The following is a 25664-nucleotide window of genomic DNA, read 5'->3' on the forward strand; positions in this document are numbered from 1 at the left end:
GCAGGCCGTAACCCAACATCGTGCCGCTTGGAGGTTCCATTGTTGGGTTACGCTGCGCTAACCCAACCTACAATGCCGGGGCACTCTGCAGCTTCTCGCCGTCGCCGGTCACCGACTGGCCGTTTTCCGGACCGCCGAAGGCGTCCACCAGGGCGGGAATGAATCGTTCGAACTCCGCAGCCATCAGGGCAAAGTCCGCATCAAAGCGCTCCGCCACGGTGTCCGCCTGAATGTCGTCCAGTTGATCGAGAATCAGGTCGTCAAAGCGCAGGCGTTTGATCGCCATATTCTCATCCACGATAAACTCGATGCCGCCGTCCCACGCCAGCTCCAACTTTTTCACCACCATGCCGCTATTCACGTGGCTCTTGATCTCGCTGGCTTGCAGGTCCAGGTTCTTGCCTTTCACCACCGTGGCGGTGTCGCTTCTATCCTGGAGTTCGCATTCTCCACCAATGGCAAATTTCTCCGGGCCGATCGATTCAGCGAGCCAGCGGGTCATGCACTGAGTCATATCATTGTGCGGGCGAAGCGGCACCACAGGGACTGTATCGATAGTCTCCCGCAACGTGACAATAAACTCCTCGGCCTGCTTGCTGGAGCCGCTGTTCACAACCAGAAGCTGCTGCCGGGTATCGATGTAGGCGAACTGCTTGCGACTGCGAACAAAGGCCCGGGGCAACAGCTCGAACACAGTCTGCTCTTTGATCTCCGCCTTCTCCTTGCGGCTCACATGGCGGTCTTCCCGCTCTTTGATCTCGGCCACTTTTTCATCAACGAACTCGTTGACCACCGCGGCGGGCAACACCTTCTCCTGGCGCTGCAGGCACAGCATCATGCAACTGCCCGCCGCGTGAACCAGAGGCGCGCCCTCCTGGCTGAGAGGTGCCGTCCAGCCACGACTGACCATGTCCTGACTGCCGCAGCCGGTGAACGGTTTTTCGGCCAGTTGCTGATCCAGTTGCTCGGGGGTCAGAGTGAAGGGCTTGGTAAAACGATAGATGAGCAGATTTTTAAACCACATGTACGCCTCGGGTCCGGTGTGCGGGCGCGGTATTGTAGTGGCGTGGCGGGGAAAACTCACGCGACGGAATCGGCAGATTGAGGAGGATCGGACCCGCGCCCGACATCCCGTGGTGCCCGCATAGCACGCACCCCAGCGGCGCTAACCCGGTACTGCCTCCAGCAGCCTGGCCCGCACCGCCGCGGGTCCGCCCCGGAAGGCGACCCGTTCACGTTTACGGCTTAACTGGTAGTCGTACATGGGATCGTAGTAATCCCGCAGCAGAATCCGGATCCATTCCCTGTGCAGACTGCTGTCTCCGCTTGCATGGGCACGGATTGCGGTTTCGAGGATCTCGCTCACCTCCCCATACCGCTGGCCACCCAGACGCTTCTGCAGGCGGCCCAGGGATTCCCGAAGCTCACTGGCGAAACGCCGAAAGCCCGCCTCCTCCCCGAGCGTCTGCCTCCAATCGGTGAGATTGTGAAGGATGTAATTGGTGAAGGAATGGTCCACCCGGGATTCCAGATCCGCATCCACCACGATCAGGGGTGCCGTGGCCATTGCTGTGCGCAGTGCTTCCGGAATGGTGTTGGAGCCGATATACCCGCTTTCATCCTCCAGCACGATGGGGGCACCGGGCCAGGCGTGTTCCGTGCGCAGGAGTTGAATCGCCAGAGCGTTTTCGAAATTGATCTGGCTGGGCTGGCCGCCGACCCGGCGCCCGAAGGCGCTGCCACGGTGCCGGGCAAGCTCCTCCAGGTCGACGCTGTTGGGAACCTGACGCAGCAACTCGGTTTTGGCCGCACCCGTACGGCCCGCCAGAATGACGAATTGCCCCTGCTGGCTGATTCGCTCCAGAGTATCAATGAGAAAGCGGCGCATGGCTTTGTAGCCGCCGAGGACCCGCGGGTAATCGCAACCCGCCTCCCTGAGCCAATCCTGGCAGATCCGGGAGCGAAGCCCCCCGCGGAAGCAATAAAGATAGCCCTGCGGGTTGTGCTCTGCGAAGTCCCGCCAGGCCTGCACCCGCGCCTCCTTCACCGCACCGTGTACCAGTTGGTGGCCCAGATCGATGGCCGCCGCCTGACCGTGCTCTTTATAGCAGGTGCCGACCCGGGCCCGCTCGTCGTCAGTCATCAAAGGTAGATTGACGGCCGTCGGGAAGGCTCCTTTGGCAAATTCCACCGGCGCCCGCGTATCGATCATGGGCACATCCTCCAGGAACAGGGCCCGGTAGTTGGCGGTATCCGGGCAGTCCACTACCGCACCTCGATTCGCGGTCCGGATGCGCTGGCGGGCGTCAACTCGCCGATGGGCTCCGCGTACAGACCTGCAGCACTCAGTTTGTCCCGCAACTCGGCCTCTCCCCCCGCTTCCACGGCGATCAGCAAGCCTCCGCTGGTCTGGGGATCACAGAGCAGGTTGCGTTGCTCATCGGTGAGAGGGCCGACCCTGTGACCATAGCTCTCGAAATTGCGGCTGGTCCCCCCGGGAACGCAGCCCCTGGCCAGGTAGTCCTTGACGAGTTCCAGGGAGGGAATGGATGCATAGTCCAGCCTGGCGTTCACACCACTGCCCTCGCAGATTTCCAGCAAATGGCCGAGCAGACCAAAGCCCGTCACATCGGTGATGGCCGTAACTGCGGGCAGGATGGCCACCTCCGCACCGATTCGATTGAGCTGGCACATAACATCCCTCGCCAGCGTGCTGTGTTCCGGCAAAAGTTTCTGCTGCTTCTGGGCGGTGGTGAGAATGCCCACCCCCAGGGGCTTGGTGAGATAAAGCCTGCAACCGGGCGTGGCAGTGTTGTTCTGCTTCAGGTGTTCCTTTGCCACCTGCCCGGTGACCGCAAGCCCGAAAATGGGCTCGGGGGAGTCGATGCTGTGGCCGCCCGCCAGGGGAATCCCCGCGTCGGCGCAGGCCTGGCGCCCGCCTTCCACCACCTGCTGGGCCACCTCCGGCGGGAGGACGTTCACCGGCCAGCCGAGAATGGCGATCGCCATCAGGGGCCTGCCGCCCATGGCGTAGATGTCGCTGATGGCATTGGTCGCGGCAATCCGGCCAAAGTCCAGGGGATCGTCCGCGATGGGCATGAAAAAGTCCGTGGTGCTGAGGACCACCTGGCCATTACCCATGTCGTATGCGGCAGCATCATCCTTGCTGCTGTTACCCACCAGCAGGCGCGGATCTGGAGCGAAGGTCTGGCTGGAGCCAAGGATAACTTCCAGCACCCTGGGCGAGATTTTGCAGCCACAGCCGGCGCCGTGGCTGAATTCGGTGAGTCTGACGTTTACGGACATGGTTTCTCCTCCCGGATCGCGGGGGACGATTATAGGGTTTCGGCGTACTGAGGTGCCAGAGGGTGCGAGCCGCCGAGCGCGAGTGGCTGTGTTCGGGCAAAACCGCAACGTTCTGTTCTTTATTTCAGCGGCGCCACCGAAAGGCTTTGACTTCGGTGTGAGGGACCTATACTGTGGGCCCAGCTTGAAAAGAATTCTCGTTTAAATACTACATTTCGCTGCGTTATCTGTCTTCGTCCTGTCGTAAGTCCAAGAGTTTTTTCCCGCTAAATCCCGCCCTCAAGGGCATCTATTTATTAATACCAGGATATGACTATGTCTAATACCGTCAGCGGAACCGTCAAGTGGTTCAACGAAGCAAAAGGCTTTGGTTTCATCGAGCAGGAGTCCGGCCCGGACGTATTTGCGCACTTCAGCGCAATCTCCGCCTCAGGATTCAAGACTCTGGCCGAAGGCCAGCGCGTTGAATTCACTGTGACTCAGGGCCAGAAAGGTCCTCAGGCAGAGAATATCGTCGCTCTGTAAGGCGCTTGCCCCGGCTCTTCCGGGGCTGAAGCTCTAAAAAAAGCGGGCTCCGAAAGGGGCCCGTTTTTTTTGTGATATCGCTTTTGTGATGTGGCCGACTGGCAGACTGATGATCAAGAGTTATAACTGCCTGCCAGTACCTGAATAGCGCCGCAGCAGCCGGCGATAAACGCCATTATTCCAGTCCTGTACGATAATCTGCGCCCTGAACAGGGCCCAGAGTTCCAGGATCGAAATCAGCGCGATCAGCAGAATGCCGATCAGATACTGCTGAGCCACAATAAAGCCGACGCCCAACAGGAAGATACTGAGGTCCAGCAATCCCCAGGTCCAGCGGCCCAGGTAAAAGTGGTGGATCCCCGCCAGGAACAGCCAATTGAGTGCCGCGTAAGTATCCGGGTCGCGCAACTCTCTGCTGGCCTCCTTGAAAAAAGCCTTGCGCTGATCATCCGGTAGTGCCGACGCCTGCTCGCGCAGGCGATCCTCCTCCGCGCCCACCTGCTCCTGTTTCAACAACACGGGAATCATAAGTCTTCCGGGACCGGCTCCAGACACTTGCAAAAACTGTCGCGAACGCTGCAGCGCCGGATTCTGTTCCAGCTCATGACCGCGCCCCGCCAGATTCCATAGCGCACGATGGCTTGCTCCGCATAAGCGGAACAACTCGGCTCGAAGTTGCAGTCGATTCCGAACCAGCGCTTGCCGCCACCGGTGCGGCGGTAGAACGCGATGGCCTTTGCCGCCCCGCGACCTAACATCCCTATCGACCCAGGGTCACGATCATTGCTTCGCGGTCCCAGAACAGCCAGAAGCGTTTCTGTTCGAGCACCTGAAACACAACCTGCCAGCCATCCGCCGCGTAGGCGTTCAGCTCCGCTTCTATCTTCTTCATGGGCAGCCCGGAGGCCCCCAACAAGATGGTCCCGCAACCACCTTCAGCAATATGAACGACCTTGTACTCCCGAAAACGCCCCTCAACCATAACTCAGCTCCTGTTGATAATATCTATTGATTGTTTCGCTCTTCTTCGTCCCCTCCGGGCTCTCCGCCTTTCGGGCTGAGGCTTCCGCCTTCCAGCCAGTTCCTGACCCGCCCCACTTCCGCTTCCCACTCAGCCGTGCTCTCGGGCTTGGGCAGGAAAATATCCGGCATCACTCCCGCCAGATCGACGGGCATTTCCGGAAGCCGATAGCTTCGGGAGGTTGCATACAACAGTTGTCGCTTTCCGGAGGGAAGCAGGTGCGGACGCAAATTACTGTAGTCCAGATTGCCGGAGGTGGGCCGCCCGATCAGTTTGACGCTAAAGCTCTGTCGGGCGGTCAGCAGAAACTGCTCGCAGGAACTGATGCAGTTTTCATCAATGAGAATTGCCACGCGCTCCGGCTGCTTGTGGACCGGGTCGGGAATGGGGATGAACTCCACTTCGTCCTCACTGGTGCGAACGTAGCTGCCCGGCCGGGCCAGTTGCATGCTCGCCACCACCGGCTTCATGAATTCCACACAGCTATCGTCGCCGGGGGCGTACAGTTCGCAGGCTTCCAGCGTAGCCCGGATATTGTCCTTGGTGGCGAGAAAGGCCAGTTGAACCTCGACAATATCCTCGCTCAGCAGCCAGGGCAGTAAAGGCTGATAGGCGCTGTCGGAACCGCCGTGGTTGCTGCGCACGTCAATTATCCAGTTCTTCCGGCTGGACAGTTCATCGCGCAGCTGAAACAGGGCCCGCCGCAGGTAAACACCTGCGGTGGGGTGGAAGCTGTTGATTTCCAGCAGGGCTGTATCTTCAGAAAGATAGAACACCCTGGGCTTGTACTCGCTTTCGGGATCGCCGACGGCAATGGAGCGATCATGAGTTTCGGGGTTCAAGGTCTGAACCGTCAGATGGCCCTCGCGCCAGTTGGATAGATAATCCTTCAAGGCAAATTCACAGGATCTTTCGGTCTCGGCCCGGCGCACCCGTTCGCGGGCAGTCTCAAGGGCCCGGTCCAGTGTGTTCTTGCCGACGCGCTTGATCCGGTCCCGGCCGCCTGCGTCGTTCTCCTGCAGGAACCGGGGCAGATAATTCAAATCCTCGAGGCAGCTCTCCGCAACATTACCGGCAAAGGCGTTCAGTGAAAAAAGAAGGACTGTGCAAGCGATTGTCAGGCGGGTCAGCAGACTTCTCATTACTACCTCTGTTAACGCGAGCTCCCAGGCGCCGCGGGCGAAACCGCCAGCGGCCCTGAGCCAGGTCACTGTCAGGCCAGCGCAGTATCAAACAGCGCGAGCAGTCGACTCCAGGCCCGTTCGGCCTGAGCTTCGTGATAAACCGCCGAATCCGGCGGACACCAGCCGTGCATGGCGCCTTCATAGACCTCGATTTCCGCGGGCAGATTCGCCTTGGCAAAGGTTTCCTTGAGCACTTCTTTGGCTTCCGGGTCCCGCTGGTCGTCGTTCTCCGCAATGGCGATCAGAAAGTGCGCCTGCATGTCGGGAATGAGCAGGTGCGGGCTGTCTTCACTGTCGGTTACCAGACCGCCACCATGGAAGGACGCGGCGCCACGCACACGCTCCGGTACCGCAGCCGCAGTGCGCATGACAATGGGGCCGCCCATGCAGTAGCCGGTGGTGCCGACACCGCGCGAGGTGTCCACCGCGTCCTGCTCATCGAGCCAGGCAATGAACGCCTTCGCGTCCGTGTTGTGAGTCTCGGGCGTCAGGGAGCGCATCAGGGGAATCACCTTGTTGCGCACGGACTCGTCCTGAAAGCTGGCGCCGTCCGGGACCACCGGAGACTTTTCCTTACGGTAGAACGGGTTGACCACCAGAACTGAATAACCGGATTCCGCCAGGCGCTTGCCCATCATGCGAAAGGCCGGACGCAGGCCCAAAATGTCCGGCCAGATCACCACCGCAGCGTGCTTCCCTTCGGAAGGGTGAACGAAATAGCAGTCCGCCTCTCCGTCCGGGGTCTTGACCACCACGTCGCGCTCACTCACTGCGGCGGCATTGGCCACCGGTGGCAGCATCGCAGTCAGGGCGGCACCCGCGGTGGCCTTGCTGAACTGGCGACGGGTCAGGCCGGTCGAGCCCAGGGCACGCCGGTTGTCTTCAAGGGTATGCTCGTCACACATTATTGTTCTCCTCGCCTTCCAAGTGAATTGTTCCATGACGGACTATAACACTTCAGCTTTGGACCTACAGCGAAGGAGGAATGCGCGCATTCCCGTTTAAGAAAGTTTCGATTAAGAAAGTTTCGGTTAAGAAAGGTTAGCCGCCGGCACCGCTCGCTCCCGCGAGGGGCCGACGGGCCCTCGCCTCACGATTTGGCGGCCAGTCGAGGCACCTCCTCGGAAACGGATTTCTGATTGTCCCGGGGATTGCGGTCCACCAGTTTATTGTAGGGATCGATCCCCACCTTCTGCGGCCGTTGGTCGACTTGGATCGTGAAGCGCTCACTCTCCCGGGTGATGCGGTGTTTCTTCAGATAGAGCACTTCGGGAACCTTCGCTTCCCCCTGGGGCTCACCGAGCACCGCGATATCGATCAGGCCGGAAACCGGCACCGGCTTCTCTTCGCCTCGGCCGTTCGCTTCGTACTTGCGCGCGGCCACGTCGAAGGTCACTTCATACCGACCGTCGGCAGTGCGGGTGTAGGCGCCGTCCTCCACTTTGAGATCGTAGATCACGATCTTCTCGAACAGATCGGTGATCGTCTCCTGGTACTCGGGGCCTGCGGCCTCCCGCAAGCGCGCAACCAGATGGCGACTGGTTGGAAATGGCGCGCTTTTAAACCCCCATTCAGAAATAAACTCACTCAGCACTTCGTTGATCACATCCGCGCCGAGGTAGTCCTGCAGGGCGTAAAGCACCAGGCTGCCCTTGCGGTAATGAATGTAGGGTTGATTCTCTACCAGCGCCAGCGGCAACTCCTCGATCAGCTCACTCCCCCGCTCACTGAGATAACGATCCAGTTCGTAACGGAGAAAGCGTTGCATGACGTGCTCGCCATATTCCTGCTCCATGACCATGAGCGCCGAATATTGCGCCAGGGTTTCCGTCAGCACCGTTGCCCCCTGAACATCCGCGCCGATCACCTGGTGGGCCCACCACTGATGGGCGAGCTCATGGGCCGTGACATAGAACACGTAGTCGATGTCCTCCGGGTCGCGAATGTCTGCAACAAAGCCGATGGACTCGGAAAATGGAATGGTATTGGGAAAGGCCTGCGCCATGGACCCGATCGGCGCCGGGAATTCGAAGATGCGGTACTGCTGATACTGATAAGGGCTGAAGCTTTCCGAGAAGTAGGCAAGCGACTTCTGCGATGCTTCCAGCATCCGTTGTACGTTGTAGTCGTGGTGGTAATACACCTCCAGGTTCACATCCTGCCACTTCGACTGTACCGTTTTGTACCGCCCGGACATGAAGGACACAAAGGGCCAGATCGGCTCCTCCATCCGGTAGTGGAAGTAGCGGCGTCCGCCCTCTTCCCAGTCCTTCACCAGGTAGCCCGGCGTCACCGCAATCTGGTCGGCGGCGGTGCTGACAACGGCCTCATAGGTGCTTCGGCGGGACGCACCCAGTTGGGAAAATTGCCAGGCCGCCTCGTCGTCGATGGACGGCTGGCGGGCCACGGGCCCGAGTTCGTATTTGCGCCGGCGGTTGTTATCTTCCAACTCGATGCTGCGGTTATAACCGATTATGGGCAGCGCATCGGAGTTGTCGAAGAAGGTACCATTACTGAGCAACTTGGGTGTGCGGATCTCATTGGCGAAGCCGGGGGTAAGCCAATCGAGATCGAAGGACAGGCGGCGGCTCTCGCCGGGCTGAAGTGCGGGTTCCAGCGTGTAGATTGCATACCCCAGATTGCGATCGTCCAGCTTCACCGCGCCGCCCTCCACTTCAAGGGCGTTGACAGTGATATTTCGTCGCAGACTCACATGCAGCTCGGACAGTGCCTCGTCGCGATCGTTGACCAGGGTATACCAGCCTTCCAGGTGCGCTTCCTTGCGCTCCGGATAGATGTCCGCCTCCACAAACATGTGGGCAATGGAAGGTTGCGCAAGCTTCTCGTGGCGTTTGTAGGCCTTCTCATACTCCGCCTGCAGGCGCTCGCGATCCAGGCTCCCCACGTGTTCATTGAGGATGTGAATATTGTAGTAACTGAACGCACCCGTGGCCCCGAACCCCAGCACCAGAACTGCTGCAGCCGCCCCAACTGGCCGTGAGAACCGGTTGCGGATGGAACTCAGCCGAAAGCGCGCCCCCAGATCGGTTCCCCGCGGCCACAGCAGCAGGGTCACTATCAGGAGCAGGCCGGCAAAGAATCCCCAGTAGGCGGCGAACGCGGTAAACCGTTCCAGCCCCAGGTCATAGCCGGTGAAGTCCGAATACAACGCCGGCGGAATATTGGGAATATAAAGGTACTGGTCGTAACCCGCATCCGGAAGAAACACCAGGGCCACCAGATACAACACGGTGAACAGCATCCCCAGGTATTTGTTGCCGGTGAGCACCTGGAAAAACAGCGCGATAACACACGTCAACCAGAGCGGGAGCTGGAAAAACAGGAACAGGCCCACCAGGTACTGGAGTGGATCGATATCCGTAAACCCTTTGGCCAATTGCACCAGCATCGCGCCGGCGATTACCGCCAACAGCATGGCTGCCACGACGGCCATCAGGGCGAGCAGTTTGCCCGCAAGAGCCAACCCGTTCGGGTAGGGCATGCTGTCCACCAGCTCGTTCATACCCGCGCTGCAGTCGCGGCTGAGTAGTTCGGAGGAATAGAACACCAGCACGATCAGAAGCGGAAGACTGAAAGCGCCGTTGATAAGCGAGACCAGGGCGGCTGTGGTGGGATAGACCGCAGTGCCAAACAGGCTGTCCATTCCCGCGGCGGCGTTGGCCACCACCAGCAGGATGCCGAGGGAGGCGAACACCAGGAAGGTCTTGCCCATAAAAATGTTGCGCACTTCCATGCCCGCGATCGCGAGCAGTTGCTGCCACAGCGCCCTGCCGCCAAAAGCCTGTTTCGCGGGTTTGAAGCGTGGCAATTCCACCACTGCGCCACCCTGATCGGTCGCGGATCGCTCCGCCTCAGCCTTTGCGACTGCCCGGCGCGACGCCTTGCGGCTGAGGCCTTCGAGGGAGAAGCGAAAACGCGTATAACCCAATACCGCAAGAGCGATCGTGAGCGCCACAACGAGGATTCGATTGGCCAGCAGGTTGCCGCTCAGGGGCGCGAGCTGGCTGTTCTGTTCGAACGGCGTCCAGTACCGGGTCTCGACGGCAATTGCCTCCATCCCGAAGGGATCGAGCATGCTCAACAGGCGAATCTGCTCCGGGTCCACCAGATTGCCCACCAGCGCACTGGCCATCAGCAGCGCAATGACCGCCGCATAGCAGGCCATGACGCTGCGCATCAGAACCGCGATCACGAACACCAGGGTCGAAACAAACAGAATATTCGGAAGCGCCACCAGCCAGGTTCCACGCCAGTAGGCGTCCAGCCTGAGCGGACCGAGGCGCTCCGGGTCCAGCCAGGGCATGAACTCTCCAATGAACATGCCCAGCAGCGCGGCCAGGTAGAGCCACACACAGAACACCAGTGCAGCGCTGAAGCGGCCGACCAGGTAATCGAACTTGCCGATTCCGGTGGTCAGAAACAGCTCGGCCACCTTGAATTCGTGATCGCGCAGGACCGGGCTCGTCGCGTAGGCAACGCAGCCGAACATCGCGAGAAAACTCCACACTCCAAGAGTGAGGATGATGTTCATGGGTGAGTTGATGTTGATGTTTTCCGCGGCCATACCGACAGTGATGGTGTCGGTAACGGTGCTTGCGAAGGCCAGCAGAAAAAAGATCAGACTTACCACGTAAATCATCGGTTGGCGGGCATGGAAGCCCAGCTCAAACCGGAAAATTGGCCAGAACATATCGAGGACTCCTTGCGCCGGGATCAAACCGCTGCCTGAATGCGGTGCGCCTGCAGGGTAGAGAAGTAGACGTCTTCCAGACCCGCTTCGATGGCCTCGAAGTCCGCCCCGGGACGATCATCGGCCAGCACGTGAATGTGTACTCCACCTCCGGCAAGTTGTGAAAAGAGCACCTGATGTTCACTGTTGTAGCGGGCCAGATGTTCGCGATCGATCATCTTCTTCCAGACCTTGCCGCGCAGCGTGTGGATGACATCCTGCGGTTGGCCCTGCAGGAGGATGCGCCCGTTGCCGAGCATGGCCATCTGGGTGCACAGGTCCGCCACATCTTCCACAATATGCGTGGAGAGAATGACGATGGTGTTCTCACCGATGCCCGCGAGCAGGTTGTGAAAGCGCCTGCGCTCGGCGGGGTCCAGGCCCGCGGTGGGCTCGTCCACGATCACCAGCCGGGGGTTGCCGAGCAGAGCCTGGGCGATGCCAAAGCGCTGCTTCATCCCGCCGGAGTATGTGTTGACGGCCTTTTTGCGGTCCTTCCACAAGTTCACCTGGTGCAGCAAGGCTTCCACGGTATCCTTGCGCTCGCCACGGTCCACGATGCCTTTCAGCGTGGCGAAGTGGTCGAGCATCTTCTGAGCCGATATCCGCGGATAACTGCCGAATTCCTGGGGCAGATAACCGAGGACCTGGCGCAGGCGATGTTTCTCGTTCAGTACATCGATTTCGTCCAGAGTAATGGTTCCGGAGTCCGGATCCTGCAACGTGGCCAGTGTGCGCATCAGGCTGGACTTCCCGGCCCCGTTGGGTCCGAGCAATCCATACATTCCGCGGTCGATGGTAAGGGAAACACCGTCCAGCGCGCGCACGCCGTTTGGATAGGTTTTGGTCAGATTCTCGATGACAAGCATGGGATCACCTTATCGTGTTCTAATAGCACCGGGGCAGCATAGCGCCGGCCGTGACCGGGGCAATGTAAACTCCTGTTAATTTTTCGGGTACGGGTCAGTGCCCAGGCGGCAAGATCACCAGATGGGGGGACGTTCGGCGACAAGATCGGCCTCTCCGCTGTTGCGGAGAATGGATGCGCGCGCCTGATCGCGCAATGCGATCGCCGCCTCCCAGGCTGCGGCGGCGGGAAGGCTGCTGTGATTGCGGGGCGCATGGATGGGCGAGTCCACCACGATGTCGATTGGGCCGGGCCGGGGCAACCAGCTATCGGGATGCAGAATCTCCCGTGTACCGCGAATGGCGAGCGGCACCACGGGCGACCCGGCATGAACGGCAGTAATGAAGGCGCCCATGTGGAAGGGGTAGAGGCCACTCACTCCGGTCAGCGTGCCCTCCGGGAAGAACAACAGGGAGTTGCCCTGGCGGGCGCGAACCACCAATCGCTCCGCATCCGTGGCGCTTTGCTGGCGATCGAAGCGATCTACATACTCCACCTGCACCTTGCGCAGAAGGGTTCGAATCCACCACCCTTTCGACAACTCGGCCTTGGCCACAAAAATCACGGGACGACCCATCGCCGTGATCAGTGCAAAAACATCCACGTAACTGGAATGATTGCCCACGAAAACGGCCGGGCGACGGGCCGGCGGAAGGTGCTCCTCACCATGCAGCCTGATGCGAATGCCCAGTACGGAAAACAGAAGCCGCCCCCAGTTGCGCATAATAATCCAGCGCCAGCGGGGCCTGGGTGCAAGCACCACACTCAGCCAGATCACCGGCGTCAGCACGGCACTCACACCCCAGAACCAGATTGTGTACAGCCAGGATGCCCCCAGGCGCAGAGTGCGCCGGGTCTGAGGCACCACGGCGGATGCAAGCAGGCGCGCGATCTGCCAGGCGAGCGGGCGTTGCTTCGGCCCCAGTTGCCCTTTCTCGTATTCCGCGCGGGTGGCGGCCCGTCGCACCTTGCCGGACGATGTTTTCAAAACGCTGTGGGGGGCTGCAAGTACCACGTCATCCGGCGGTGTACCCACTACATCGGCCGTCTTCTGATTGACCGCCGATTCAAGTTCGTAGCGCTCGCGCTCCTGCTCGGATCGCGTTTCCGCCACCACCACCAACTTCTCCGTGCCGCTGCGCGGATCCTTGCTGCCGAACACGGCAACGCAGCCTTTGCGAATACCCGGGATGTTGCCCACAGCTTCTTCCAGTTGCTCCGGGTACAGGTTTCGTCCACCGTGAATGATGATGTCCTTGACCCGCCCGGTGATGTAGATGTCGGCTCCGACCCGATAGGCCCGATCGCCCGAATTGAGCCAGGTACCGTGAAAGAGCTTGCGACTCTCGTCGGGGTTGTGAAAATAGCCCTGAGTGGCCGAGGTACCGCGGAACTGCAGCAAACCCTCCTGGCGCTGGGGCAGTTCCCGATTCAGTTCGTCCACAATGCGCACTTCGCAACCCGCAATCGGCGTTCCGCAGGCGACAAATTCCAGCGTATCGGGCTCGCCCTCCGGCGCCGCTACCGCGCGTCCGCTGCGACGAAATTCCTCGGCCCGGATCCGGTCGGTTACAAATGGCCTGGGGAACGGCGGAAAAGCGAGCCCCACGCTGTTTTCCGCAAGGCCGTACACCGGCGCGAGTGTCTGGCCCCGCAACCCGTAGAGTTCGAAACGCTCCTGGAAGCGTCGCAGGGTTTGTGCGCTCACTGCCTCCGCCCCGTTGAATGCAACCCGCCACGAACTGAGATCCAGCCCTTCAATCTGCGCATCGTCTACACGCTTCATGCACAGTTCGAACGCGAAATTGGGAGCAGCCGAGATGGTGCCGCGGTAGCGATGGATGGCCCACAACCAGCGTTCCGGGCGGGCAATGAATTCCAGCGGAGACATGACCACGAAGAGCGAGGAGTAGTACATCGCCCCGAGCCAACAGCCGATCAGGCCCATGTCGTGGTACAGGGGCAGCCAGCTCACGATCACATCCTTACTGCTGACCCTGATGCGCTCCCCCATGGCCCGTACGTTGGCCAGCAGGTTGGCGTGGGTAAGGATTACTCCCTTGGGATTCCCGGTGCTGCCGGAGGTGTATTGAAGAAAGGCAATATCCTGATCGCGCAAATGCGGGAAGGCCACCTCCGTCGGCTCACTCAGGTCTTCCATACTGTACACATTACGCAGCGAGCCCAGTTGGGCCTTGAGCAGGCGGGTAAAAGCGCGCACTTCGCGGAAGGCGATCATGGCCGACGCGCCGCTGTTTTCCAGGATGTTGCGATGCCGCCGCAGGTGATCTTCCAGCTGACTGGGCCGCGTTGGAGGATACAGTGAAACCGGTATTCCGCCGGCCAGCAACACACCCATGAATGCGAAAAAATAATCCCGCCCCGTCGGGAGCATGAGGGCGACCCGGTCGCCCTGGCGGAGGCCGCGCTGCTGGAGTCCTCCCGCGACTCGCGCCGCACCCTGATGGAGTTGTCGGAAGCTGAGCTGCTCCCCTTCCCCGTGTTCGTCGAAGAGTTTGATATGAGGTCGGTCCGGGTGCTTCTCCAGATGCCATTGCAGCACCTCGCCCCAGGTCTGGCAGACGTCCGGGTTGCTCTCGGTCTGCTCCAGAACGAGACCGCTCAGGGAACGCTCCAGCCCCGCAACCCCACCCGACATGGCCTCAACAATTTCGTTGCGCAGATCGCCCAACGTGGCGATTTCGGACAGGCGTTCCTCGGGGATATCAACGGAAAAGTGGCGTTCCACGCGGGCCAGCAGTTCGATACGCGTCAGACTGTCCAGGCCCAGCTCCGCTTCCAGGGAAGTGCCCATGGACAGTTCGTTGAGCACCGATTCCCGCAGGTGCATTTCGTCGCCGAGCGATGCCACAATCTGCAACAGCTGACTTTCCACTGCAGCGGCTGATCGTGGCGATGTCGTCGCCTGCACCATTGTCCACATCCTTCCCGGGGCGCGACCCGGGCAGTGAGGAGAACCTCGCGCGCCTGGATGTTCTTCCAGCGCCTCGTCTTGGACAACGGAATCAGGCCCCGTGTTGTGCAGTACACAAGTTCAGGACGGGCTTTTTCAGCAGCTGCTAGTCGCGCCGGGCCAGATTGAGATCGAAGTTCAGTCCGGCCTGGGTCCATTGACCGCTCATGCCGTCCTCCTCCAGGGTGGCCTCATAGCGAGCACCCACCATGGGCAACTCAACCAGAACCGCATCGCCGTCCTTCGCCACTTCCGAGCAGGGGATGTTTACGCTGCGCTCGGCCGCACCATCCATGGTGCAGTCGAAGCCTTCTTCGGTTTCGTAAAAGTGGAAGACCACGGGCAGGTTGCCGAGCGGTGTTTCCAGTTCGCCGTTCCAGTCGCCCGCGATGGACTCGCGCTCGACGGTGGCACAGGAGGAGGCAAGCACAATAAGGGTGAAAATGGAGGTCCTTTGCAACAACAGCATGAGCAAATTCCTTTTGCTGAAAATGAGCACTCGGCAACCGAATCCGGCACGGCCGGCGGGCGGGACCCACGCATTCCCTGCACCCGGGTTCCGATAATTCGTCCACAATTTGCTCAGACCACGCTCGGAGCGCTTTGTTGAGGCCGCCCCCCGCCATGATCACTAACGCCAGCCCACTGCGAGAGAGTGCCCTCTTCAGGACCATGCTCAAGACAGCCCCAAAGCGGAACACCCCGGGTCTCGTTCAGGTGGTTTGCAGCTGCTCAGCGGGACTCGGCTCCCCAAGGTGCTGTTGGGCAAAACTCTCCGCCTCCCGGAGGGATTTCCTGCCTTCCGGAATAATGGGATGAAAAAGTTGCCACACGTGGGGCACAGCAGGCCAGAGCTGGAAGCTGACGGTAACCCCCTGCTCCTTTGCGCGCTGTGCGAGGCGCACGGAATCATCCCGCAGGCATTCATGTTCGCTGGCATGAATCAGGAGAGGCGGCAAGCCCTTGAGGTCGGCGAACAGGGGGCTGGCCAGCGGGTTGCGTGGGTCCGCGTCCGCCAGATACAACGCGGCCCCCCTGGGAATGCCTTCGGGCGTGAACATGGCGCAGGTCTTCGCGTTGCGTTGTACCGATTCGCCGCTGACGCTCAGATCCGTCCAGGGCGAGAACAGCAGAGCTGCTTTTGGCAGCGGATGACCCGCGTCCCGCTCGGCCACCATCAGCGCCAGCGACAGCCCGCCACCGGCGGAATCGCCGGCCAGCAACAAACGCGTGGTGGAGCCCAGCTCTTCCCGCAAGGACTTGTAGACGGCCCGGGCGTCGTCCAGCGCCGCCGGAAATGGATGCTCTGGAGCGAGCCGGTAATCAGGCACGAACACCCGCATCCCCCGGCGCGCGAACCAGCAACTCACCGAGCGGTGGGTGCGGGGCGAACAGGCAAAGTAACCGCCCCCATGCAGGTAAAGAAGGGTGATATCCGGCTCGCTGCCGCGCACCTGCACCCACTCGCCGGGCACTCCACCCACTTCCGCCCCCGTAATCTCGATGTCCGCCGGCACCTTGTAGCGACCGGAGGCCATGACCTTGCGCAGCCGCGGGACATCGTCCACAGCCTTGTTCAGATTCTTCTTCAATGTATGCCGCAATAGAAACGACATCGCGTGTGTCTGCAAACTGGCCATGGCCCCTCCCCTCTTGTTGTTTACCTGGTTGCTTCCGCCTGGTACCCGGCGGCACACCTGTTACAATCCAACAGTCTAGCAGGACATGGATGGCATTCGGCCGGTTCGTCGTTGTGCGGAGCGAACAGTTTTCAGCCAATGACAATCAGTGTCCCGAGTAACCTGGTCCAAGCTCCGGGAGCGACGGTATCCAAGGTTGTCCACTTTTACCGAAACATCGGAGATACCGTGTCGATATACGAAAATCCGCAAGTCGCCCCCAAGCAGAAGAACAAGCCCATGACCGCGGTCAAGGCCCGCTCACGCGCACAGCAACTGGCCTTTGCGCCCGTCATTTTTTACGCGGCCGTAGTAATGCGCAACACAGGTCTGCTGAAATCCCTTGAGGAAGCCAACGGGCACGGAGCGACCCGGGCGCAGCTGGGTGAGCAGTGCGGCCTGTCCGAGTACGCGGTATCGGTGCTGCTGGAACTGGCGGCGGACGCGGAGATTGTCAGTCGCGACGACGACCGGTTCGTGCTGGATGACCTTGGCTATTTTCTGCTGAACGATACCATGACCCAGGTGAACATGGATTTCGTGCGGGACATTTGCTTCCAGGCCCTGCCCTTTCTGGAGCAGTCCCTGGTTGAGGGCCGGCCGGCAGGATTGCACACGCTGGGCGAGTGGAGCAACGTCTACGAGGGCTTGTCCAAGCTCAGTGAGCCGGCCCGATCGAGCTGGTTCCGTTTCGATCATTACTATTCCGATGCGGTCTTCGACAGCCTGCTGGACACGGTGTTTGCCCGCGGGGTTACCCGCCTGATGGATATCGGGGCCAATACAGGTCGCTGGGCCCTGAAGTGCCTTCATCATGATCCCGATGTCCAGGTGACCATGGTCGACCTGCCGGGCCAGTTGGAGATCGCGGAAAGGCATCTTGCTGAACAGGGCCTCCGTGACCGGGCAACGCTCTGTCCTATGGATGTACTCAATCAGGACGCGCAGTTTCCCGGCGGCGCGGAGGCCATTTGGATGAGCCAGTTTCTCGATTGCTTCAGCCCTGAAAACATTGTGAGTATTCTGGAGCGGGTGGCTCGACAAATGGACCATAATACCCGCGCCTACATTCTGGAACCTTTTTCGGACAAGCAGCAATTTCCGGCCGGGTCACTCAGCCTGAACGCGACGTCCCTTTATTTTACCTGTGTTGCCAACGGCTCCAGCCGCATGTACCGCTATGATGAGTTCCGCCCGCTGGTGGAACAATCCGGCTTGATCATTGAAAGCGAACAGCACCTGAACTTTGGGCACAGTCTGCTGGTGTGCAGGCTTGGATGATCACATCGACATGGAGCAGGTGGATCGGCATCAGGTAAGTCGCAAAGTCAACGCAGCGCTATGTGCCCTCGATCCGTTTGCCGCAGGGGCGGGGGATTTCAAAAACGCGTGAATACTTCCCTGTAGCTCCCTCGCGGCATCCCTGCCGCCAGGGTTTTGAAATCCCCCGCCCCTGCGGCAAACTCCCATCGCAGCAAGTTGTGACCGCTGTTCTACCGGGAGGTTTTTGTTGTTGGGTTACGGCCTTCGGCCTAACCCAACCTACGTCTGCCGCACGGTCGATTGTCGCACCGGTTCGTAGGTTGGGTTAGCGAAGCGTAACCCAACAACAGCCCTCAGCTACGCTCCAGGGTTTTTGCCAGCCCTTCCAAAGGCGGCACGTTCTCGAAAATAATCTTCAAGCTCGCCACGATGGGCACTGCCATCAGAGCGCCGGCAACACCCCATAGCCACCCCCAGACCACCACCGATACAAATACCGTCGCCGGACTCATGGCCAGTCTGCGACCCACTACCATGGGGGTAATCAATTGGCCCTCCAGAACCGTGAGGACCAGGAACACCAGCGGTACCGCCATGGCCGCGGTGAGCGTGTCGAACGTACTGATACCTACCAGCCCCAGAATGACCAGAGTGACAGCGGGCCCCAGGTAGGGGGCGAAGTTCAGCACACCAGCCACCATCCCCCACAGTAGTGGGTTGGGAACCTCCAGCAGGTGCATGGCGATGGTGACCACCACTCCCAGTGTAATGTTGATGACGGTGACGGTCGCCAGGTAGTGGGCGACCCCGGCGCGGATGCGGTGAACGGTGGATACAATGCGGCGCCGGGTGCTCCAGGTGGGCCCCAGGCGGGTGATCTTGCGCAGCATCTGGTCGCCCGTAGCGAGCAGGAAAAAGGTGAGGAAAACAACGATGGCAGTGGCGGTGACAAGCGAAGGAAGGTAGCCAATGACGGCATCGCGCAGCACGTTCTCCTCCGCGATCTGCACTTCGATGGCTTCGGATTCGTCCTCGTCCAGCTCGGCCAACTCCCCCACCTCCCGGGTCACTTCCTTCAGCTCGGAGAGCGCCCCTTCCACAGACATGAGCTGGGCCCGAAGCCGCTGCAGGGTTTCCGGCAGATCGCGGACCCATTGCAGCGCCGGGTCCATGACCAGTAACGCGAGCAGAGCAAACCCGCCCACGGTGAGCGCGACGATGACGCCCGCTGTCAGAACCGGTGGGATTTTCAAGCGCGAGGCGTAGTGAACCACAGGGTGAAACAGAGTGCTGAGCAACCAGGAAAACACAATGGGCACGAGAAGCAGCGCGGCCGCCTGGACGAAGTAAAAGGCCATGATCAGAACGATCAGAAAGAGCAGAACGACGATCACGCGGTTGGTTTCGCTCTGGTCCTGGAGCCGCCGAACCCAGGACACGGGCGAGCGGGTCGCGAGCGGGTCGGCGGCAATTACCGGGTCTTGTGGCTCCCCGTGGGTATCGTGTGAACCATCCTCTGCCATCCTGCACCCGAAGTTTTGTCCGGAAAGTAAAAGTTGCGTGTGATGAAAAGTGTGAAGACGGAAAGATGCAATCGTTGCGCCAGCGCTTCCAGTCGAAGCCAGCGGCTAGTGGCCCGGCTCTTGCCTGAATGAACTCACTCAGGACAACTTTGGCATTCCAGGATTTCTCATGCCCGACCCCACTTTTGCTGATAACGGAGATCGCACTCAGATCACGGACGATCACGACAGTCGCTTCAAACAGCGCCATCGGCTGAGTTGGCTCCTGGATAGCAGCATTCCCCTGCCCGGCGGCTACCGTATTGGACTGGACGGGTTGCTTGGGTTGATTCCCGGCGTCGGTGATCTGATCGGGGGCGGGCTGTCCACGTTGCTGCTTTTTCAAGCCTGGCAGAACAATGTGCCAAAGATGGTGATCGCCCGGATGGTCATCAACATTCTGATCGACGCAGCGGTGGGAGCCATCCCCATTCTCGGTGATCTGTTCGATTTCGTCTGGAAAGCCAATCTGCGTAACGCCCGGTTGCTCGACAATTATCAGCGCAATCCCCATCAGGTCTACCGGCGCAGCACGGCGGCGACGCTGGGCTTTGTAGTCGGTGTGTTGCTGCTGGTGGCGCTGGTGATATTCGCAGTGGTATCACTGATCGGCGCACTTTTAACCGCGTTAGGATAAGCGGGGAATTTCCGGGGATTACGGCGCTCCATCAATCGGGTGGCAATGTTTTCAGTGCAGGTCAGGAGGTAGCAATGACACGCCCACGAGATTACGAACAAAATCAGGCTCGACCGCGGGACAACAGCGATCGAGCAGCGGGCACGTCCGTGGATGACCCGGCCAGTCAGCCGGCACAGTCGCCCTCGGGGCCGGAAGAAGGGGCGGATGATCTGCGCGTCGTGGACGCGGACGAGGTAGGTGCCGGTCGCGGCCTGGATGAGGCCGAGCTCGCACGCACCGACCCGCTCGACGGCAAGCCCTGGGATGGGGATGATACGGAGCCGCTGCGCTCCGCCCCGGCGGCCGATCAGGATTATCCCGCCCAGCAGCAGGACTTCGATGCGGATGAAGAGGAAGAGAGTTAAGCGCGCCGGGCTGCACAACCACTGTTCACGCGCGTACCCACTGTTCACCCGAACAAGGACGGAAGCATGAAGTCATCAATCTTCGCTGTGTTTCTGAGCTTGGTTATTGGATTGCCGCTGGCGGGCTGCACCGGGCGCGACAACACTACCGCTGCGGATCAGGACGAAGCCCTGATGGGGCCGGAAGAAGCGCCCGAGGCTCCCGCCAACCCCATCGACCGGGCAGACCCGCAGGCGGACTCTCCCGTGGATGCGGAGCGCGGGAACGACCCCGCCGAGTAGCGGGACCGGCGGCGATAGCAGGCGGTGTGTGGCTCAGGGGGCGCTGGCACTGTTCAGGTCGCTCAGAGCCGCACCGTCGAGTTTCAATTCCGTGGCGGCCACCAACTGTTGGAGCTGTTCGCGGGAGGTGGCGCTGGCGATGGGTGCGGTTATGCCCGGCTGGGCCATGAGCCACGCGAGGGACACGGCGGCGGGCGTACTGTTCAGTCGTTCAGCTACATCGTCCAGGGTGCCAAGAATGCGTACTCCGCGCGCATCGAAATACTTCTCCACCATGCTCTGGCGGGCCTTGCCCCGCGCGTTTTCTCTGGAGCGGTATTTCCCGGTCAGGAAGCCGCTGGCGAGCGAAAAGTACGGCGTAACCCCCAGCCCTTCCCGCTGGCAGAGAGTCGCAAGCCCCGTCTCGAATTCGTGACGGTCGTAAAGATTGTAAAACGGTTGCAGAACCGTGTAGCGCGGCAGTGTTTTTTCCTCCGCCAGGTCCAATGCTTCCTGCAGGCGATCGGCGCTGTAGTTGGATGCGCCGATGGCCCTGACCTTGCCCTGATCGAGCAGCATCTGGTAAGCCTCAAGGGTCTCTTCCGGCGGCGTATCCGGATCGTCCGTGTGGGAAAGGTAGAGGTCGATGTAGTCCGTTTGCAGGCGGCGCAGAGAACCCTCCACCGCACTCAGAATGTATTGCTTCGAGAGTCCCTTGCGGCCGTCGCCCATGTTCATTCCCACCTTGGTGGTGAGCAGCACCTCGTGCCGATTGCCACGGGCAGCGAAGTAGCGGCCGAGAATGGTTTCAGATTCCCCGCCCTGATGACCTTCGAGCCAGCGTGAATAAACGTCGGCGGTATCGATGGCGCTGAATCCGGCGTCCAGCCAGGCATCGAGCATCTCGAAGGATGCCTTCTCATCCAGTGTCCAGCCGAAAACGTTGCCGCCAAAAATCAGCGGCTCTGTGTGCAGCCCGCTGCGGCCCAATTCGCGTTTTTCCATGGTAGAACTCCCGCGAAAGATCTCCTGCATCGTCCAAAAGATTCTCAACGGGTTTGACCACGGTTGCGCTCAGAAGAGCCACAAGCCCGTTATTTTCCTCAGGGAAGCTGGTCGGGTCGCTTCAAAGCCGCTCAGGAGCTTGCGACGGCCCGCAGTTCGCGAAGGTCCGTCCCGCTCGGCTGCTGGTACACCCGCAAGCCGAACTCGGGAAGGATGGCCAACAGGTGATCAAAAATATCGGACTGAATACCCTCGTAATCGGCCCACGCCGTGGTACTGGTGAAGCAGTAGATTTCCATCGGCAGGCCCTCGGGGGTCGGGCTGAGTTGGCGAACCATGAGGGTCATGTCCTGACGAATGCCCCCGTGGCTGCGCAGGTAACGATCCACGTAAGCGCGGAAAGTGCCGAGGTTGGTGATGCGTCGGGTGTTGACCGGCTCCCGCCCCTGCTCTCGCAGTTCCTGATTCCAGGCGTCGATCTCCTGCTGTTTGCTCTCCAGATAATCCCGCAGCAGGCGAAAGCGCTTCAACGTTGCCGTGTCTTCGAGCGATAGAAAGCGGATGCTTTGCTGATCGAGCATCAGGCTGCGCTTGATGCGCCGGCCGCCGGCCTCTTCCATGCCGCGCCAGTTTTTGAAGGGGTCGGTCATGAAGCGCTTGGTGGGAATGGTGGTAATGGTCTTGTCCCAGTTCTGCACCTTGACCGTATGGAGCGCGATATCGATTACATCGCCGTCCGCATTCAGTTGTGGCATTTCCACCCAGTCGCCCATCCGGATCATGTCGTTTGACGAGATCTGCACGCTGGCTACGAGCGAAAGCAACGTGTCCTGGAAAATCAACATCAGCACCGCCGCCATCGCGCCGAGGCCGGACAGCAGTATGAGCGGGGATCGATCGATCAGCGCGGCGATGATCAGGATCGCGGCCACTGCGTAGACCACTATCTTGATAACCTGGATATAGCCCTTCATGGGGCGGAGCTTCGCGTCCGGACGGCGCTCGTAGATGCTGTTGACCAGGGTCAGCAGATTGCCCACCGCCAGGGCGACCGTCAGCACAATGAAGGCACTGGCCACATTGCGCACGATGGTTACCACCGCCTCCGGTAAATGGGGTATCAACATGATGCCGGCGGAAAGAATAAGGGCGGGCACAATGTTCGCCAGCCGCGCGATCACCCCACCATCATGCAGCAGTTTGTCACGCCCAAGGGGGCTGGCGCGCAGCAGCTTCAGGATGCCGCGAATCAAGATCCGCTTGGTTACCCAGTTGCCGATCCAGGCCACAACAACCAGCAGGGCCACGCTCACCAGGGTGTAAAGCTCCGGGTGGCCCTCAAGCCACTCTATTGCGTTTGCAAATTGTTCGTTCATTCAGTTCCCGCGTCATCACTGCTAGTAAAATCACTTCTGATAAAGCTTTGTTCCGGCCGGAGGCGGAGCAGGCCGGATCATATCATCCCCCCGCCCTGCCCTCTAGAAATGCCCCTTACTGGACAAATCGATTAGTTTTTCACCAATTCAATCAATTTGCAGGCTTCAGAGGCGGCAAAAACCCAGGTCCCGGCACTCTACAGTCTGTAAACAAGCTATAGTAACGAGATGTAGTTAACAAAATCAGGCGTAATACATGACGGAACACGAGGTAGCGGCCCTGCCCGAAGGGGAGAAGCCGACCATTCTCCTGGCAGACGACTCCCGGCTGATCCGGGTTGCCGCGCGGCGGATTCTTGGGGAGAAGTTCGAGCTGATTCTTTGCGAGGACGGCGCGGAGGCCTGGGAGCAGATCTGCAGGAACGACGGCATTCAGGCGATTTTCACCGATCTGGGCATGCCCAAGATGGACGGCTACGCGCTCATCGACCGCATTCGCCAGTCCGAGAACGAATCCATTCGCAATCAGCCCATTATTGTCATCACCGGCGCTGCGGAGGAGGATTCGGTAAAGCGCCGGGTGTTCGAAGCGGGCGCGACGGATTTCGTCAGTAAACCATTCAAGTCCACGGAAATTACCGCCCGTGCCGAAGCCCACGTGAGCTACCGGCGGGACAAGCAGAAGCTGGCCGCGTCGGTGGATGCGGACCTGCTGACCGGCGCCCTGAACAAGAAGGGTTTCACCGATGCTCTCGCCCGCGACACCGCCTTTGTCAATCGCCGTGGAGAAGCGCTCGCGCTGGTGTTCTTCGAGCTGGATGATTTCGCCAGCATTCAGAAGCGCGTGGGGCAGCAAACCGCCGACCGGATTATCAAGCAAGTGGCCACCGTGCTGCAGCGCAGCATCCGCAAAGAGGACAGCATGGGGCGTTTGGGCCTGGCCCGCTTTGCAATGAGCCTGCCCATGGTCAAAACCGAAGGCGTTGTCACGCTCACCCGCCGCCTTTGCGCCCACGTGAAGGCCTCCAAGCTTAAAGTGGGCGGAGAAGTGCTGACGCTCAGCATGTCCGCAGGCATCGCTTTCGGGCGCAAGCGCGTGAATGGAGAAGGTCTGCTGCGAGGTGCCGCCCAGGCTCTCGCAAATGCCCGCGCGCTGGGCAGCGGCCAGGTGCAGATGCTGAAGCTGGAAAACGCCCAGGCGGAAAAGCCGTCACCGCCATTATCCATCGACAGCCTTCTCGAAGCCCTCACCCAGGGCCGCAAGGAACAGGTGGCCGATCAGTTGGACAACGCCGTGAAACGGCTCAGGCCCCTGATCGCGCTTCTGTCCGAGGACCAAAAGCGCGGCCTGTTGTAGCCGAGCACACCAGCCGGACTCCGCGCCCACTCAATGTTGGGTTACGGCCTGCGGCCTAACCCAACCTACCGGCCCCGCCGCCCACCGTAGGTTGGGTTAGCGAAGCGTAACCCAACACCACTCAGCTGGGTTACGGCTGCGGCCCGACCCGACCTACCGAATCCCGCAACCCACCACCGTAGATTGGGTTAGCGAAGCGTAACCCAACACCCTTCCGCACCGCTCATTCATTCAGCCCCCGTGCTCACGAAACCTTAAGAAAGATCAAGCTGCTTTATCCTCCCTGGGGGCGCCAGTAAGATGCCCGGTCTTGCAGAAAATTTGAGGTATCCCATGCGAAATCCCGTTTCGAACGCCCTGCTGGTGGGCCTGGCAAGTCTGTTTCTGTTCGCCTGCGCAAGTCAGCAGGTCGTCACCGAGCCCGCGCCCACCGCGGATTACCTGTCCGGCGACGGCGTTTACCAGGTGGAAAGCTACACGGACCTGCCGGACGCGCCGGAATACGCCGAAGCCACCGTGTACTATCCGGCCGATAAAACCGAGCCATTCGGGGCGGTGGCAATTGCTCCCGGATTCACCGAAACCCAGGATGCCATCGACTGGTGGGGACCCCGTCTGGCCTCCCACGGCTACGCGGTACTGATTTTCAACACCAATCAGCCCCGGGACTACCCCATCCTGCGCGCGGACGGACTGATTGCAGCCATTGAGGTCTTGCACGATGAAAACAGCCGGAGCGGCAGTCCCCTCCGCGGCAAACTGGACACGGATAGAATGGCCGTAATGGGCCACTCCATGGGCGGCGGTGGAGCGCTGCTGGCAGCTCACGGGCACAGCGACAGAGTTCGCGCGGCGATTCCGTTTACACCCTGGCAGCCCGACGCGGACTTCAGTGGTATCACGGTCCCGACTCTGGTCATCGCAGGGGAAACGGACCGTATTGCCAAGGTTGCCGAGCACGCCTGGCCCCACTATCAGGCAATCCCCGATAGCACTACCAAGGTTTATCTGGAATTTGCCGGCGGCAATCACTTCATCGGCAACAGCGCCCGCAGCAATCTGGATGTGCACCCGCAAATGGGCCGCTATGCCATTGCCTGGCTGAAGCTTCATGTTGATGGGGACAGCGCCTATGCGCCCTTCATCTTTGGAGACGTGCCGAACCAGGACAAGGACATCCTGTCCCGATTCGAGATCAATCGCCCCTGATCCCCCCGACCCGCAAGGCGGAATCATTCGCGCCTTGCGGGCCTTCCCATCACCTCTCCCAGCCCATCTGCCACTTCAAGCAATCTCAAGCTACTGTGATAGCCCCCTCGGTCAACAGGCCGAAGGCAAACCGCGTTAAACAAATTACTGATTTCAGACTCAGAGGAGGCGAACACAAATCGAGCCTCCCGCGATAATCCCCGGTCCATCGCCGCGCACGAGCTTCGCCGAGGCATTATTC

23 protein-coding genes are annotated in these 25664 nt (G+C 60.3%); 7 read left to right on the forward strand and 16 right to left on the reverse strand.

What is annotated here, in order from left to right; all coding sequences use genetic code 11:
* Positions 1-67: 67 nt before the first annotated feature.
* From rdgC to selD, 3 genes are all read right to left on the reverse strand, one after another.
* On the reverse strand, positions 68-1024 hold the full coding sequence (rdgC, locus tag ACURWW_RS06650; protein ID WP_445615782.1) for a recombination-associated protein RdgC: 957 nt from the start codon (positions 1022-1024) through the stop codon (positions 68-70).
* Positions 1025-1165: 141 nt separating this feature from the next.
* Positions 1166-2266, reverse strand: a complete 1101-nt coding sequence (gene mnmH, locus ACURWW_RS06655; protein ID WP_445615781.1) for a tRNA 2-selenouridine(34) synthase MnmH — start codon at positions 2264-2266, stop codon at positions 1166-1168.
* On the reverse strand, positions 2266-3306 hold the full coding sequence (gene selD / locus ACURWW_RS06660) for a selenide, water dikinase SelD (RefSeq protein WP_445615780.1): 1041 nt from the start codon (positions 3304-3306) through the stop codon (positions 2266-2268). The genes mnmH and selD overlap by 1 nt, the downstream gene beginning before the upstream one ends.
* Positions 3307-3621: 315 nt before the next feature.
* On the opposite strand from selD, the gene ACURWW_RS06665 reads away from it, so the two are divergent.
* Positions 3622-3831: a cold-shock protein gene (locus tag ACURWW_RS06665; protein ID WP_445615779.1), complete on the forward strand. Its 210-nt coding sequence runs from the start codon at positions 3622-3624 to the stop codon at positions 3829-3831.
* 120 nt (positions 3832-3951) lie between these two features.
* Here the strand turns inward: ACURWW_RS06665 and ACURWW_RS06670 are convergent, their stop codons facing one another.
* The 10 genes from ACURWW_RS06670 to ACURWW_RS06715 form a co-directional block, all read right to left on the reverse strand.
* Positions 3952-4359, reverse strand: a complete 408-nt coding sequence (locus ACURWW_RS06670; RefSeq protein WP_445615778.1) for a TM2 domain-containing protein — start codon at positions 4357-4359, stop codon at positions 3952-3954.
* A complete protein-coding gene (gene yidD / locus ACURWW_RS06675) occupies positions 4356-4589 on the reverse strand; it encodes a membrane protein insertion efficiency factor YidD (RefSeq protein ID WP_445615776.1) in 234 nt (77 codons plus the stop codon). The genes ACURWW_RS06670 and yidD overlap by 4 nt, the downstream gene beginning before the upstream one ends.
* A 2-nt stretch (positions 4590-4591) precedes the next feature.
* Positions 4592-4813 (reverse strand): DUF4177 domain-containing protein, encoded by a 222-nt coding sequence (locus ACURWW_RS06680; RefSeq protein ID WP_445615775.1) that lies wholly within the window; start codon positions 4811-4813, stop codon positions 4592-4594.
* Positions 4814-4836: 23 nt separating this feature from the next.
* Complete coding sequence (locus tag ACURWW_RS06685) at positions 4837-5994, reverse strand: S41 family peptidase (RefSeq protein ID WP_445615774.1); 1158 nt, start codon at positions 5992-5994, stop codon at positions 4837-4839.
* 71 nt (positions 5995-6065) lie between these two features.
* Positions 6066-6941 carry a dienelactone hydrolase family protein gene (locus ACURWW_RS06690; RefSeq protein ID WP_445615773.1) on the reverse strand — a complete coding sequence of 292 codons (876 nt, stop codon included), beginning with the start codon at positions 6939-6941 and terminating at the stop codon, positions 6066-6068.
* A 185-nt stretch (positions 6942-7126) separates the two neighbouring features.
* Entirely contained in the window at positions 7127-10747 is a 3621-nt protein-coding gene (locus tag ACURWW_RS06695) for an ABC transporter permease/M1 family aminopeptidase (protein WP_445615772.1), read from the reverse strand.
* A gap of 23 nt (positions 10748-10770) precedes the next feature.
* Entirely contained in the window at positions 10771-11655 is an 885-nt protein-coding gene (locus tag ACURWW_RS06700; RefSeq protein ID WP_445615771.1) for an ABC transporter ATP-binding protein, read from the reverse strand.
* Between the two features lie 114 nt (positions 11656-11769).
* Positions 11770-14589: an AMP-binding protein gene (locus ACURWW_RS06705; protein ID WP_445615770.1), complete on the reverse strand. Its 2820-nt coding sequence runs from the start codon at positions 14587-14589 to the stop codon at positions 11770-11772.
* A 184-nt stretch (positions 14590-14773) separates the two neighbouring features.
* On the reverse strand, positions 14774-15136 hold the full coding sequence (locus tag ACURWW_RS06710; protein WP_445615769.1) for a hypothetical protein: 363 nt from the start codon (positions 15134-15136) through the stop codon (positions 14774-14776).
* 244 nt (positions 15137-15380) lie between these two features.
* Positions 15381-16307, reverse strand: a complete 927-nt coding sequence (locus ACURWW_RS06715; RefSeq protein WP_445615768.1) for an alpha/beta hydrolase — start codon at positions 16305-16307, stop codon at positions 15381-15383.
* A 228-nt stretch (positions 16308-16535) separates the two neighbouring features.
* On the opposite strand from ACURWW_RS06715, the gene ACURWW_RS06720 reads away from it, so the two are divergent.
* Positions 16536-17627: a class I SAM-dependent methyltransferase gene (locus tag ACURWW_RS06720; protein WP_445615767.1), complete on the forward strand. Its 1092-nt coding sequence runs from the start codon at positions 16536-16538 to the stop codon at positions 17625-17627.
* 335 nt (positions 17628-17962) lie between these two features.
* Here the strand turns inward: ACURWW_RS06720 and ACURWW_RS06725 are convergent, their stop codons facing one another.
* Positions 17963-19132 carry an AI-2E family transporter gene (locus ACURWW_RS06725; protein WP_445615766.1) on the reverse strand — a complete coding sequence of 390 codons (1170 nt, stop codon included), beginning with the start codon at positions 19130-19132 and terminating at the stop codon, positions 17963-17965.
* 169 nt (positions 19133-19301) lie between these two features.
* On the opposite strand from ACURWW_RS06725, the gene ACURWW_RS06730 reads away from it, so the two are divergent.
* From ACURWW_RS06730 to ACURWW_RS06740, 3 genes are all read left to right on the forward strand, one after another.
* Complete coding sequence (locus tag ACURWW_RS06730; protein WP_445615765.1) at positions 19302-19808, forward strand: DUF4112 domain-containing protein; 507 nt, start codon at positions 19302-19304, stop codon at positions 19806-19808.
* Positions 19809-19882: 74 nt separating this feature from the next.
* Positions 19883-20215, forward strand: coding sequence for a hypothetical protein (locus tag ACURWW_RS06735; protein ID WP_445615764.1), 333 nt, complete (start codon positions 19883-19885; stop codon positions 20213-20215).
* Between the two features lie 66 nt (positions 20216-20281).
* The gene (locus ACURWW_RS06740) at positions 20282-20497 is read left to right on the forward strand and encodes a hypothetical protein (RefSeq protein ID WP_445615763.1); all 216 of its coding nucleotides are present in this window, start codon (positions 20282-20284) and stop codon (positions 20495-20497) included.
* Positions 20498-20530: 33 nt separating this feature from the next.
* Here the strand turns inward: ACURWW_RS06740 and ACURWW_RS06745 are convergent, their stop codons facing one another.
* Together ACURWW_RS06745 and ACURWW_RS06750 are read right to left on the reverse strand one after the other, a co-directional pair.
* Positions 20531-21481, reverse strand: a complete 951-nt coding sequence (locus tag ACURWW_RS06745; protein ID WP_445615762.1) for an aldo/keto reductase — start codon at positions 21479-21481, stop codon at positions 20531-20533.
* Positions 21482-21612: 131 nt separating this feature from the next.
* On the reverse strand, positions 21613-22857 hold the full coding sequence (locus ACURWW_RS06750; protein ID WP_445615761.1) for a mechanosensitive ion channel family protein: 1245 nt from the start codon (positions 22855-22857) through the stop codon (positions 21613-21615).
* Positions 22858-23113: 256 nt separating this feature from the next.
* On the opposite strand from ACURWW_RS06750, the gene ACURWW_RS06755 reads away from it, so the two are divergent.
* Together ACURWW_RS06755 and ACURWW_RS06760 are read left to right on the forward strand one after the other, a co-directional pair.
* Positions 23114-24214: a GGDEF domain-containing response regulator gene (locus ACURWW_RS06755; RefSeq protein ID WP_445615760.1), complete on the forward strand. Its 1101-nt coding sequence runs from the start codon at positions 23114-23116 to the stop codon at positions 24212-24214.
* A 333-nt stretch (positions 24215-24547) separates the two neighbouring features.
* Positions 24548-25423: an alpha/beta hydrolase family protein gene (locus ACURWW_RS06760; RefSeq protein WP_445615759.1), complete on the forward strand. Its 876-nt coding sequence runs from the start codon at positions 24548-24550 to the stop codon at positions 25421-25423.
* Positions 25424-25664 lie beyond the last annotated feature (241 nt).

The sequence above is a fragment of the Gilvimarinus sp. F26214L genome, from assembly GCF_054401055.1.